Consider the following 13872-nt stretch of genomic DNA (forward strand, 5'->3'; position numbering starts at 1 on the left):
GTTGCATAAAAAAATCCGATGACATGGGGTCATCGGATTTTGATCCTTTCAGTGAGATCGTCAAGCGATCTGTCTTAACTGATCGGCATTACGCCGATTGGCGCGTTTTTGTTTGGCTCGAATCCGAGGGATAGCTTCTATTTGGCCTGCTTGGCTGTCAGTGCGGCCTTGACCTGCTCTACCGCGGTACCGCCGAGAATATTGCGCTTCGCCAGGCAGGAATCGATACTCAGATGCGGATAAACATCCTCCGCTATGATGTCGGCATAGCCTTGCAAGACTTCTAGTGGCAAGGCTTCCAGCGGCTTACCCTCGGCAATGGCATGCAACACCACTTCACCTACAACGTGGTGTGCCTGTCTGAATGGCATGCCTTTACCCACCAGATAGTCCGCCAGCTCAGTGGCATTGGCGTATCCCTGTTGAGCTGCGGCCAGCGCATTGTCACGGTTAACCTTGACACCTTCGAGCACCAGAGCCGCCATTTTCAAACACAGGCTCCAGCTGTCCATCACATCGAACAAGCCTTCCTTGTCTTCCTGCATATCCTTGTTGTAGGCGAGTGGCAGCGCCTTCATGGTGGTGAGGATCCCCATCAAGCTGCCGTATACCCTGCCCGCTTTACCGCGGATAAGCTCAAGCGCATCGGGGTTCTTTTTCTGCGGCATCAAGGAAGAACCTGAGGTGACATTGTCGGCCAGCTCGATAAAATTGGCTTCGCCGGAATTGAAGAAGATCATATCTTCGGCCATACGACTTAAGTGCATCATGCTGATAGAGGCATCGCTGCAGAGCTCGATCACATGGTCACGATCAGACACGCTGTCCAGGCTGTTGAGGGTAGCAGAGGCAAAGCCCAGGCTGGCCGCCAGCGCCTGACGGTCGATGGCATAAGCTGTACCCGCCAAGGCGCCACAACCCAGAGGGCAGGTGTTGAGGCGATTCAGTGCATCCTCCAAGCGGCTGATATCCCGCTCAAACATTTCCACATAAGCCAAAGCCCAGTGGCCAAAGGTCACGGGTTGTGCCCGCTGCAGATGGGTATATCCCGGCATCACGGCATCCAACTCACGCTCGGCCAAAGCCAGCAGCCCCTGTTTGACTTCGATCAACAGACTCAGCAGGTGTGCGCCTTCCTGTTTGCACCACAGCTTGAGATCGGTCGCCACCTGATCATTGCGCGAACGGCCGGTGTGCAGCTTCTTACCCAAGTCACCCACCTTGGCGATCAGCTGTGATTCCACAAAACTGTGAATATCTTCGGCGCCGGAAGCGATGATCTGCTCCGGCGTATCTTTAACTTCTGCGAGCAACTCAGCCAGCGCCTGAGTCAGGGCCTGGCATTCCTCCTGGGTTAACACGCCGGCCTGGGTTATCGCCTCGGCCCAGGCGACTGAGCCCTGGATATCCTGCTCCAGTAAACGGAAATCCACCGGCAGGGAATCGTTGAAGAGTTTGAAAAGTTCGCTGCTTTGACCGCTGAATCTGCCACCCCATAAAGCCATGATAAGGTCCTCTTTCTCGGGCATAAAAACTAAGGGGCGCCGATGCGCCCCTGATATATTGACGCTTACTTGCTGTTGAGCGCGCGAATACGGCTCGCCAATGAGTAGAGGCGGATAAAGCCTTCGGCGTGTTTCTGATCGTAAACCGTGTCTTCACCGAAGGTGGCAAACGCCTCGGAATACAGGCTATTGGGAGAACGTTTCTTCACGGCAACCGCCTGGCCCTTGAAGAGCTTGATCACCACTTCGCCGTTGATGTCCTGGGCCAGTGCCTCGGATGCCGCTAACAGCGAGTTGCACAGAGGCGTAAACCAACGGCCATCATAGACCAGATGTGCCATCTGAGCGGCCACCTGTTCACGCCAGTTACGGCTGGTCTTGTCGAGCACCAACTCCTCTACCGCTCTCAGAGCAGCAAACATGACAGTGCCGCCCGGTGTTTCATAACAGCCACGGGACTTCATCCCCACCAGCCGGTTTTCAGTGATATCGATACGGCCAACACCGTGAGCGGCAGCAATCTGGTTCAGCTTCATCAGCGCCGCATAGGGGCTCAGGGCTTCACCGTTGACTTCAGTCACCCGGCAGTTTTCCACTTTCAGGCTGACATACTCAGGCTCATCTGGCGCATCCAGCGGATCGACTGTCATGGTCCAGACCTCTTTACTGGGCTCATTCCAGGGATCTTCCAGTTCCCCACCTTCGTGGGAGATATGCCAGGCGTTGGCGTCGCGGCTATAGATCTTGGTGGCCGAAGCCGAGGTCTTGATGTTGCGCTCGGCCAGGTAAGCCAGCAGATCTTCACGGCTCTCCATGGTCCACTCACGCCAAGGGGCAATCACTTTCAGATCCGGCGCCAGTGCGGCAAAACAGCCTTCGAAACGCACCTGATCGTTACCCTTGCCGGTACATCCGTGACACAGGGCGTCAGCGCCGACCTTACGGGCCACTTCCACCTGAGCCTTGGCGATGATGGGTCTGGCCATGGAGGTTCCCAGCAGATAGGTTCCCTCGTAGATGGCACCGGTCGCTATGGTGGGATAGATGTAGTCTTTAACAAACTCTTCTTTCAAATCAACAATATGACACTCACTGGCGCCGGAGGCCAACGCCTTTTCTGTCAAACCTTCGAGTTCGGCTTCCCCTTGTCCAACATCGGCACAAAAGGCGACGATCTCACAGTTGTTATAGTTCTCTTTCAGCCAGGGAATAATGGCCGAGGTATCCAGGCCGCCGGAGTAGGCCAGGACAACTTTTTTTACATCTGTGTTTTTCTGTGCAATAGACATCTTAATTTTCCTAGATTCAACTGGCCCTTGGCCATCAGCTCAAAAGTGTTACCAGAACGGCATTCTGCGCGTGCATGCGGTTTTCTGCCTGTTGCAGGATCAGAGAACCTTTGCCATCCATCACCTCATCTGTCACTTCTACCCCTCTGTGAGCGGGTAAACAATGCATAAAATACTTCACCTTATACTGATCCATCAGCGGCTGATTGATCTGATAAGGATTAAATTTTGTTTCAATATCAGAAAGTTCTGTTTGGTCGCCCATGGAAATCCAAGTATCAGTGTAGACGGCATCCTGACCTTCCAGGGCGGCGATGTCCGAAGTCAATACCAGGCTGCCTCCATTCTCTGCCGCCAGTTGCTGTACTTCGTTGACAATCAGACCATCAGGGAAATGCCCTTCGGGGCAGATAACCGTCATGCTGGCACCCAAAATGGCAGCACCTATCATCAGTGAATGGGTCACGTTGTTGCCATCGCCCACATAGGCCAATTTCACCTTGCTCAAGTCACCGAGCTGTTCTGACAGGGTCAGAAAATCCGCCAGTGCCTGACAAGGGTGGTATAAGTCCGACAGCGCATTGATCACAGGCACAGTGCCGAACTCGGCCAGGCCTTCTATGGTCTTGTGGCTGAAAGTCCGTGCCACTATGGCGTCGGCCCAGCAGGAAAGGTTACCGGCGAAATCGGCAACAGATTCACGCTTGCCCAAAGCACCATTTTGTTGATCCAGATAAAGACAGTGGCCACCCAGCTTATGGATACCGATATCGAAACTGACCCTGGTGCGCAGGGAAGGTTTTTCAAACAGCATCACTACGCTCTTGCCCGCAAGCGCGTGTCGGTAGTCTGCCGGGCTGGACTTGATCTTCTTGGCCAGGTCCAACAACGCCAGCAACTGGGATTGGGTGAGTTCTTTAATGGTCAACAGGTGCTTCATACTGCCTTCTCCTATGGTTTTATTTGCGTACCCACGGCTTCGCCCTGAGCCAATGCAGCCAGTTGCGCCGCATCTCTCCAGGAAGCAACCTGTACCGGCTGCCCCATGAGTTCTGCGACTTCCAACGCCGCCTCTACTTTGACTTTCATGCCTTTCTCTATCACGCCCAGTTTCACCAGGTCGTCGATTTCGCTGCGATTAAGGCTGGCGATCAACTGCCCCTTACCGTCCAATACTCCGGAAACATCGGAGAGCAGCACCAACTTGCCCTGCACCAGCTTGGCCAGCACTGTGGCAGCCTGATCGGCATTGACGTTAAGCAGTTGCCCTTCGCTGGATACTGCAATGGAGCTGACAATGGGCATCCAACCCTGAGACAAGACGAAATTGATATAGCTGCCGTCTTTGGGGGAAACGTCACCCACCAGCCCCAAACGTTCATCTTTAATTACCGCATCGACCAAGTTGGCATCCGCCAGACTCATGCCAACACTGGCGACACCGGCCTTGATGGCCGCAGCCTGCAGTATCTTGTTGGACATACCGGCCAGGGCTCCGGCAATGATCGGCATCTGCTCCGGCGGCGTGACCCGCAAGCCATCGAGCTTCACCGTATCCATGCCATTGGCCTTGAGCTGTTCATCCACCAGATAACCGCCACCATGAACCAGAACCACTTTCTGTCCCTGGGCCAGCATTTTCGCCGCCGTATCCATCAGCCTGGCCATTCCCATCTCACACTGCATCAGTGCGCCGCCAACTTTCAGAACCAACACCTTGTCTTTCGTGCTCATAGTGACAACTCTCTCTAACCGTTCCGGGAATAATTAGTATTTAAAGTGAATCTTTATGCATTGTAGCGCCTGACTGGCAGCGCCCTTCATCAGGTTGTCTATGGCACTGGCCACCACCAGATAATGGTTCTGTTCATCAAACTTCCATCCCAGATGACAATTGCCCGTGTGTACCACGTCATCCACCTTGGGGAATTGGTTCTGTTTTACGCTGACTATGCTCGAGCCATGGTAGATGCTGTAAGCCTCGGCAACGTCCTCTGCCTTGGTACCCGGCTTGAGCTGCAGCGTAATGGTGGCGAGAATGCCGCGTTTGAAGTTGCCAAGGTGCGGAGTAAAAATCACTTCCTGCCCCAGTTGGCTGGCGATTTCGGGCTGATGCCTGTGACCAAGCACACCGTAGGGCGTTAAACTCACTTCACAGAAACTGGTGTGCAGCTGCGCCTTGCGTCCGGCTCCGGTCACACCGCTAACGGCATTGATAACGGGGAAGGCATCTGTCATCAGTGACTTGAGCGGCTTAAGTGCCAACAGAGATGCCGTGGGATAACAACCGGGAACCGCAATCATCTTGCTGTTGGCAATGGCCTCGGCATTCCACTCGGCCAGGCCATAAACTGCCTGTGCCAATACTTCGGCTTGGTTATGCTCAAAGCCATACCACTTGGGGTAGTTTGCAGCATCGCTGAAACGATAGGCACCGCTCAAATCAAATACCGCCAGACCCTGGGCATAAAACCAGGCTGCCAATTCCAGGCTTACCGAATGTTCGGTCGCCAGCGCCACGGCGTCGGCCTGTGCCACTATCTGCTGTTTGGCCTCTGGCGTTAACGGCTGCAACACTGCAGAGATATGTTGATATACAGGATAAAGCTCTGCCAGGCTTTTGCCCTTATCCAGACTATTTTCAGAGACATACAACCCTTGAATGCTTAACTCTGGTTCAGCTTGGATCAGGGCGGTTAACTGGGCACCTGTATATCCACTGGCCCCTATGATGGCGATATTTTTCATGGTTTCTAATTCTTCAAGCTAATCAAAAAAGGAAGGGCACAACGAAAGCCCGTGGCTCAGCGCCTAATGACAAGTTTATCGTCGCAGGGAGTTATTGCAGTTTTTGGTCTGAATCAAGCTCAAGGTCGAACTCAACATACTTAGTCTCACTGAATTTAGTCACCATGAAAGATGACACTGGCTTTAGCTGTTTGCTAGACTAACACAGCAATTTATTTATGCAATATATATGAATAGTTATTTTTAATGTTTTACGGAATAGTCATGAAAAAACTGCCGGAACTCACAGAAAGCTTCAGTGCGCTTATCGCCTCGCCCTCCATCAGTGCCCTGGAGCCCGAACAAGATCAATCCAATGCTGCCGTTATCGACTTGCTGGCCAACTGGTTTGGCGATTTGGGGTTGGAGTGCCGCCGCCAGCCGGTGCCCGGCAGTCGCAACAAACATAACCTGCTGGCCAACCTGGGCACTGGCCAAGGTGGCCTACTGCTGGCCGGGCACACAGACACAGTACCGTTCGATGAAGGCCGTTGGCAGCATGATCCCTTTCGGCTAACCGAAAAAGATAACCTTTGGTATGGCTTGGGAACTTGTGACATGAAGGGTTTCTTTGCCTTGATATTGGAGGCCTTGAAACAACTGCCGCTGACACAAATGAAGCGACCTCTTTATATTCTCGCCAGTGCCGATGAGGAAACCACAATGAATGGGGCCAAGGCCTTTGCCGCCAACGCTGCAATCAAGCCTGAATTTGCCATCATAGGCGAACCCACCAGCCTACGGCCGGTTTATATGCATAAAGGGCACATGGCTCAAGGCATTCGGGTAACGGGCCGCAGCGGCCACTCGTCGGATCCGGCCAAGGGACTCAATGCCATAGAAGTGATGCATCTGATCATAGGCCGACTACTTAAACTCAAGCAGCATTTGAGCGAACACTATCGCGAAGATGCCTTCAGTGTACCTTACCCAACCATGAACTTTGGCCATGTCCACGGCGGCGATGCAGCCAACCGTATCTGTGGTTGCTGTGATCTGCATCTGGATATTCGCCCGCTTCCCGGTTTGGCTTTGACCGATCTGCAACTCATGCTGCAGCAGTATTTACAGCCGGTCTGCGAACAATTCCCAGGATCAGTTTCCATCAGCGAACTCTATCCCGGCTCAGAACCGTTTGCCGATGATAGAGACTCTCCCTGGAGCCAACTGGTCGCCAGCCTGGCGGGACAGGCACCTCAAGTGGTGAACTATGCCACCGAGGCGCCTTATATTCGGCAACTGGGGTGCCACACTCTGGTATTGGGACCCGGCAGCATAGAGCAGGCTCATCAACCGGATGAATATTTGGATACGGCGCAGATCAAACCTACGATAAACTTGCTGAAACAGCTTATTTATCATGCCTGTATAAAATAATGATCCAGCCCACAGCCACTGGAAACAACGTGAAGCAAATACCTCAGCGTATTGACCACAGGGCACAGTGCTGGTTATTGTGCTCTACTCAAGTCCGCCCGAAACGACGACTCTTTCTCACTATTCTTTGGAGCAATCAACACGATGGCAGATATGTATGCATCCTTAAGATCCAACGTCAGTATGCTTGGGCAGATCCTCGGCGACACCATGCGATCCGATCTGGGGGAGCCATTTCTCGATAAGGTGGAGCAGATCCGCCAACTGGCCAAGAGTTCCCGTCAGGGTGACGAAAGCGCCCGCCAGCAGATGCTGGAACTGCTGACGGCCTTGCCCGATGACGAACTGGTGCCGGTCACCAAAGCCTTTAACCAATTTCTCAACCTGGCGAATATCGCCGAGCAATTTCATACCATCAGCCGCAACTGTGATGAACTGGTGTGTGTACCGGATCCCGTGGAGCAACTGCTCGGACGCATGCTCAACGGCCCGATAGATCAGAAGCAGATGCTGTCCTGTCTCAGAGAGATGAACATAGATCTGGTACTGACGGCACACCCGACCGAGATATCCCGCCGCACCCTGATCCAGAAGTACTCATCTGTGGTCGATTGTCTGACGGCTCTGGAAAACGATCAGCTCAGCGAGCGCGAGTTTAAACAGATCAATCTGCGACTGCGGCAGCTGATCGCCCAGATTTGGCATACCAATGAGATCCGCCGCGAACGCCCGACACCGGTAGATGAAGCCCGCTGGGGTTTGGCGACTATCGAAACCTCACTGTGGCAGGCGATTCCCGACTTTTTACGCCAGCTCAACGACCAGGTAGAAGAGCGCACCGGCAGCCAACTACCAATTGATATCGCGCCGGTGCGATTCTCCAGCTGGATGGGTGGCGACCGTGATGGCAACCCCTTTGTTACCGCCAAGGTCACTCAGGAAGTATTGGATCGTAATCGCCATGCCGCCGCCAGACTCTATCTCAAAGATATCGTCTCTCTGGTTGGCGAATTGTCCATGGAAGAAGCCAACGAGGAGCTGAGCCAGTATACCAACGGCAGCTGTGAACCTTATCGTGACGTGCTCAGAGATCTGCGCCAAAAGCTGCGCAACACCATAGACTATCTCAATGCCCGCCTCGAAGGTCATCAGCCCGAAATCGACAGCCATAGCATCATCTGGCACCAGGACGACCTGAAAAAGCCGCTGCTGATGCTGTATCAAAGCCTGTGCGATTGCGGCATGAGTCTGATAGCCAATGGCTTGCTGCTGGATATGTTGCGCCGCTTGGCCTGCTTCGGCATTCATATGCTGAGGTTGGATATCCGCCAGGATGCAGAGCGCCACGCCAATGCCATTGCCGAGCTTACCCGCTATCTGGGCATGGGTGACTTCAACCATTGGGATGAGACAGAAAAGCAGGCCTTCCTGCTCAGGGAACTGGCCAATCGCAGACCCTTGATCCCGGTAAACTGGCAGCCATCAGACGAGGTGGCCGAGGTACTGGCAACCTGCCGCTTGATAGCCACTCAGCCTCAACAAGCGCTGGGCTCCTATGTGATATCCATGGCCAGCCAACCATCCGACGTGCTGGCGGTACTCTTGCTGCTCAAAGAAACCGGCTGTCACTATCCCATGCGGGTAGTGCCGCTGTTTGAGACCCTGGATGACCTCAACAATGCCGCCGATTGCATCTCTGCCCTGCTCGATATCGATTGGTATCTGGGTTACACCAAAGGCATGCAGGAAGTGATGATTGGCTATTCGGATTCGGCCAAGGATGCCGGAGTCATGGCCGCGGCCTGGGCACAATACCGGGCGCAAGAACAACTGGTTGCGGTATGCAAGAAGGCTGGCGTCAAACTGACCCTATTCCACGGCCGTGGCGGTACTATCGGTCGTGGCGGCGGCCCTGCTCACCAGGCGATTCTGTCACAGCCTCCGGGCTCAGTTGACGGACGGATCCGGGTGACAGAGCAGGGAGAGATGATCCGCTTCAAGTTCGGTCTCCCTAAGTTGGCGGTGCAGTCACTGGCGCTTTACACCTCGGCGGTGATGGAAGCCACTTTACTTCCACCTCCTGAGCCCAAACAGGAGTGGCGGCAATGCATGCAGCGACTGGCCGATGAGTCTGTACTGGCCTACCGCAGCATAGTCAGGGAAGAAGCTGACTTTGTTGCCTATTTCAGAGCCGCAACGCCTGAAGTGGAGCTGGGTAAGCTGCCACTCGGCAGTCGACCGGCCAAACGCCGGGTGGATGGTGGTATCGAAAGCCTGCGCGCCATTCCCTGGATATTCGCCTGGTCACAGAACCGTTTGATGCTGCCGGCCTGGCTCGGTGCCGGTGAGGCGCTCGAAGCCGCAGCCAAGCGAGGAGAGCTTTCTCTGCTACAGGAGATGGAGCGTCAATGGCCCTTCTTCAACACCCGTATCTCCATGCTGGAAATGGTGTATGCCAAGGCAGAACCCAACCTCGCCCGCTATTACGACACCTGCCTGGTGCCTGAAGACCTGCGTCATTTGGGTGAAGCTCTCAGGGAGAGGCTGCAACAGGGGATCCAGGCGGTACTCGAACTGACCCGCTCTGACAGCCTGATGTCGCATACTCCCTGGAACAGGGAATCGGTGCGGCTTCGCAACCCCTATATCGACCCGCTCAACTTCCTGCAGGCCGAGCTGTTGGCCCGAAGTCGCAAGGAACAGGAAACCTCGGAACAATTGCAACTGGCGCTGATGCTGACCATAGCCGGTGTCGCGGCGGGCATGAGGAATACAGGATGAGGCTGCCCCTACTGCTGTCTCTGTGGTTGATGCTGATGTTGGGCGGCTGTGTCAGCCAATACAGCATCAGCGAAGGGCAGCTGGAATCCTATCTGAATAAAGAGCTGCAACTGGATATGCAAGACACCCAGGGGCCACTGGCAACAGAGATCCAGTTGAATCGGGTAACAGTCAAATTGGGGCACAAGCCGGATACCATGGCGGTGAAAGCCACCTCGGAGCTGATACTCAGAACACCGCTGTTTCCCCTGCGTGCCAGCCTGACGACAGAGTTTGAGGCCAAGCCTTGGTATGACAACCAAACCCATGGCGTCTATCTCCGTGGTCTGGAGTTGACCTCTGTCGAGTCCAATCCCAAGGATATTCAGCGGGCTTTACAAGGTATTGCCCCACAGTTGATGGGCTTTATCCGCAACTTCCTCGAAAGTCAGCCGGTTTATGTTCTGGACACCCAGGACAGCAACCAAGCGAGACTGGCCGATATGACCAAGAGCCTTCAGGTTAAACCAGGCAAGCTGGTGCTGGAGTTTAAATAAATCGATATTCACAGCACAAAAATACGCAGCCTTGGCTGCGTATTTTTATTTAACCTATTACTGGTTTAACCTATTACTGCCTTTGACTATTTGGCAAATCGACCAATGGAGGAGTAATCAACAATAACCGCCTCGCCCAGCAACTCGCGGCGCAGCATGTCATAGGCTACTGCGCTACTGAGGCTGCGAACCAGCTCTCTAGAGCGCCTTGGCAGCTGAATCATCTGGCTGTAACAACCTCCCTTGGTCGCCAAGGCTATGGCGACAGTACCGACAGGCTTCTCCTCTGTACCGCCGTCAGGACCGGCAATGCCACTGGTGGCCAGAGCATAGTCGCTATCCAGTATCGCCCTGGCCCCCATCGCCATCTCCTCAACGGTGGCAATCGACACAGCGCCATGGTCATCCAGAGTTGAAGGTTGAACCCCAAGAATACGCACCTTGCTCTCATTGCTGTAGGTCACCAACCCCTGATGCAAATAGGAAGAACTGCCAGGGAAAGCCACCAATTGACTGGTCAACATACCTCCGGTACAGGACTCGGCCAGGCTAAGACTAAGGCCTGAGTTCAACAACCTGTGATGGATCTCTTCCGCCAGCGTCGCGCGATTTTCGGCAACGACCGCAGTACCCAGAACCTGTCGTACATGATTGGTAACTCGGGGCAACAGAGCAATGGCCTTATCACCGCGGGCAAACAACTTGATCTCTATATGTGGCATAGAGGAGCGATAACCTATGGTGATCCCTGCTGGCAACTCCAATGCTTCCAGCTTATCGGCCAGCGTCGATTCGCCATGGCCCAGGGTCAACAGCTTATTCAATGCGACTTTTGCATCCAGGCCGAACTCCTGTTTGATAAAGGGCAGAAACTGCTCCTTAACCATATGTTTCAGCTCAAATGGTACCCCGGGAGTGAAGTAGAGCCAGGCACGATTGAGTTTGACTCTAAAGCCGCAGGCCGTGCCAACCGGATTATCGACCATGACGGCAGACTCAGGCAGCAAAGCCTGTTTCAGATTACTGGCTGGCATCTCTCTGTTGTTACGGCTGAACCAGGCCTCCATCTTGGCACGCCATTCGGCGTTCTCAACCAGAGACTCACCCTTGGCTTTAGCCATGGCTTCGGCCGAGAGATCGTCGCTGGTTGGCCCCAAACCACCATTAACCAGAATGACATCGGCATGGAGGCTACGCTCCTGAAACACAGCTATCAGATCTTCGAGCCTATCCCCAACTGTAACCCTGCGCTGCACCTCAATTCCATGCTCCATCATCACATTGGCAAACCAGGCGGCATTGGTATCTACTATCTGACCGGACAACACCTCCTCTCCGGTACAAATCATCTCTAACTTCATTCAAAGATCCCTTTGGCAAAAACTGCATATAAGTTAAGTAACAGCAGGATGAATAGCAAGCACAGCTTGATGGATGGCTGGAGCGCGAAGCAGCTTGGCTGCGAGCTGAGGGGCACACACTGCGCCAGCAGCTTTGGGCTGCATGTTAAGTCGTGCTCGCTGGAAGCGAGACAAACAAAAAAGCCCTAGCATTCAGCTAGGGCTTTTTTGTTTGTTAGGCGTCTGGCGATGACCTACTCTCACATGGGGAGACCCCACACTACCATCGGCGCGATTGCGTTTCACTTCTGAGTTCGGGATGGGATCAGGTGGGACCACAATGCTATTGTCACCAGACATAAAATTGTATGGAACAAATTTTAAACGCGCTTTAGCGCGGCCCGCTAGGGTCAAATACAAGGATGTATTTGATAAATTCATTCCTAAATTCAGAAAGCTGTGCTCTTTTCAGAGCCTGAGTTCAAACTTCAATCAAGTATCGACTTCTTCAAGTCCGTAAAACCCATCTGGGTTGTATGGTTAAGCCTCTCGAGTCATTAGTACAGGTTAGCTCAACGCCTCGCAACGCTTACACACCCTGCCTATCAACGTCCTGGTCTCGAACGGCTCTTCAGAGGTCTCTAGGACCTAGGGATGACTCATCTTGGGGCTCGCTTCCCGCTTAGATGCTTTCAGCGGTTATCGATTCCGAACGTAGCTACCGGGCAATGCCATTGGCATGACAACCCGAACACCAGCGGTTCGTCCACTCCGGTCCTCTCGTACTAGGAGCAGCTCCCCTCAATCATCCAACGCCCACGGCAGATAGGGACCGAACTGTCTCACGACGTTCTGAACCCAGCTCGCGTACCACTTTAAATGGCGAACAGCCATACCCTTGGGACCGACTTCAGCCCCAGGATGTGATGAGCCGACATCGAGGTGCCAAACACCGCCGTCGATATGAACTCTTGGGCGGTATCAGCCTGTTATCCCCGGAGTACCTTTTATCCGTTGAGCGATGGCCCTTCCATTCAGAACCACCGGATCACTATGACCTGCTTTCGCATCTGCTCGACGTGTCTGTCTCGCAGTTAAGCTGGCTTATGCCATTGCACTAACCGTACGATGTCCGACCGTACTTAGCCAACCTTCGTGCTCCTCCGTTACTCTTTGGGAGGAGACCGCCCCAGTCAAACTACCCACCAGGCACTGTCCCTAATCCCGATAAGGGACCAAGGTTAGAACATCAACACTACAAGGGTGGTATTTCAAGGTTGACTCCAACAAGACTGGCGTCTCATCTTCATAGTCTCCCACCTATCCTACACATGTAGGGTCAATGTTCAGTGCCAAGCTATAGTAAAGGTTCACGGGGTCTTTCCGTCTAGCCGCGGGTATACGGCATCTTCACCGCAATTTCAACTTCACTGAGTCTCGGCTGGAGACAGCGTGGCCATCATTACGCCATTCGTGCAGGTCGGAACTTACCCGACAAGGAATTTCGCTACCTTAGGACCGTTATAGTTACGGCCGCCGTTTACCGGGGCTTCGATCATGAGCTTCTCCGAAGATAACCCAATCAATTAACCTTCCGGCACCGGGCAGGCGTCACACCGTATACGTCATCTTGCGATTTTGCACAGTGCTGTGTTTTTGATAAACAGTTGCAGCCACCTGGTATCTGCGACTGCCAGCAGCTTACGACGCGAGGTCTTCACCGCCGGCAGCGTACCTTCTCCCGAAGTTACGGTACCATTTTGCCTAGTTCCTTCAGCCGAGTTCTCTCAAGCGCCTTGGTATTCTCTACCCGACCACCTGTGTCGGTTTGGGGTACGATTTCTACTAACCTGAAGCTTAGAAGATTTTCCTGGAAGCATGGCATCAACCACTTCATCCCCTTGGGGACTCGTCATCAGCTCTCAGTGTATGTGTGCCCGGATTTGCCTAAGCACACCACCTACTACCTTAAACGCGGACAACCAACGCCGCGCTGGCCTAGCCTTCTCCGTCTCTCCATCGCAGTTAGCAGAAGTACGGGAATATTAACCCGTTTCCCATCGACTACGCCTTTCAGCCTCGCCTTAGGGGTCGACTCACCCTGCCCCGATTAACGTTGGACAGGAACCCTTGGTCTTTCGGCGAGGGGGTTTTTCACCCCCTTTATCGTTACTCATGTCAGCATTCGCACTTCTGATACCTCCAGCGTGGGTTACCCCTTCGCCTTCAACGGCTTACAGAACGCTCCTCTACCGCA

The 13872-nt window shown here is 53.7% G+C and carries 9 protein-coding genes and 2 rRNA genes; 3 read left to right on the plus strand and 8 right to left on the minus strand.

The window, feature by feature from the left end; genetic code table 11:
* Window positions 1-137: 137 nt before the first annotated feature.
* The 5 genes from argH to argC all read right to left on the minus strand — a co-directional run bounded on the left by argH (window position 138) and on the right by argC (window position 5542).
* Window positions 138-1505 (minus strand): argininosuccinate lyase, encoded by a 1368-nt coding sequence (argH, locus tag ACMHXE_RS09430; protein ID WP_101057629.1) that lies wholly within the window; start codon window positions 1503-1505, stop codon window positions 138-140.
* A gap of 65 nt (window positions 1506-1570) precedes the next feature.
* The gene (locus tag ACMHXE_RS09435) at window positions 1571-2794 is read right to left on the minus strand and encodes an argininosuccinate synthase (protein ID WP_025889296.1); all 1224 of its coding nucleotides are present in this window, start codon (window positions 2792-2794) and stop codon (window positions 1571-1573) included.
* Between the two features lie 34 nt (window positions 2795-2828).
* Window positions 2829-3734 carry an ornithine carbamoyltransferase gene (locus ACMHXE_RS09440; protein WP_101057631.1) on the minus strand — a complete coding sequence of 302 codons (906 nt, stop codon included), beginning with the start codon at window positions 3732-3734 and terminating at the stop codon, window positions 2829-2831.
* Window positions 3735-3745: 11 nt separating this feature from the next.
* Complete coding sequence (argB, locus tag ACMHXE_RS09445) at window positions 3746-4528, minus strand: acetylglutamate kinase (protein ID WP_165564300.1); 783 nt, start codon at window positions 4526-4528, stop codon at window positions 3746-3748.
* Between the two features lie 33 nt (window positions 4529-4561).
* Window positions 4562-5542 (minus strand): N-acetyl-gamma-glutamyl-phosphate reductase, encoded by a 981-nt coding sequence (argC, locus tag ACMHXE_RS09450; protein ID WP_071237674.1) that lies wholly within the window; start codon window positions 5540-5542, stop codon window positions 4562-4564.
* A gap of 264 nt (window positions 5543-5806) precedes the next feature.
* Here argC and argE point away from each other — a divergent pair, with 264 nt between their 5' ends.
* From argE to ACMHXE_RS09465, 3 genes are all read left to right on the plus strand, one after another.
* Window positions 5807-6958, plus strand: coding sequence for an acetylornithine deacetylase (gene argE, locus ACMHXE_RS09455; protein WP_413732081.1), 1152 nt, complete (start codon window positions 5807-5809; stop codon window positions 6956-6958).
* Window positions 6959-7102: 144 nt separating this feature from the next.
* Entirely contained in the window at window positions 7103-9739 is a 2637-nt protein-coding gene (gene ppc / locus ACMHXE_RS09460; RefSeq protein WP_071237672.1) for a phosphoenolpyruvate carboxylase, read from the plus strand.
* A complete protein-coding gene (locus ACMHXE_RS09465) occupies window positions 9736-10275 on the plus strand; it encodes a DUF1439 domain-containing protein (RefSeq protein ID WP_101057634.1) in 540 nt (179 codons plus the stop codon). Before ppc ends, ACMHXE_RS09465 begins: the two co-directional genes overlap by 4 nt.
* 86 nt (window positions 10276-10361) lie before the next feature.
* Here ACMHXE_RS09465 and ACMHXE_RS09470 read toward each other — a convergent pair whose 3' ends face one another.
* The 3 genes from ACMHXE_RS09470 to ACMHXE_RS09480 all read right to left on the minus strand — a co-directional run.
* Window positions 10362-11636, minus strand: a complete 1275-nt coding sequence (locus ACMHXE_RS09470) for a CinA family nicotinamide mononucleotide deamidase-related protein (RefSeq protein ID WP_101057636.1) — start codon at window positions 11634-11636, stop codon at window positions 10362-10364.
* Window positions 11637-11856: 220 nt separating this feature from the next.
* Window positions 11857-11972: ribosomal RNA gene (gene rrf / locus ACMHXE_RS09475) — 5S ribosomal RNA — on the minus strand.
* A 179-nt stretch (window positions 11973-12151) separates the two neighbouring features.
* Window positions 12152-13872, minus strand: a 23S ribosomal RNA gene (locus tag ACMHXE_RS09480); the annotation flags it as partial.

The organism is Shewanella sp. BJSY2023SW007, from assembly GCF_047314525.1.
Taxonomy (GTDB): domain Bacteria; phylum Pseudomonadota; class Gammaproteobacteria; order Enterobacterales; family Shewanellaceae; genus Shewanella; species Shewanella chilikensis.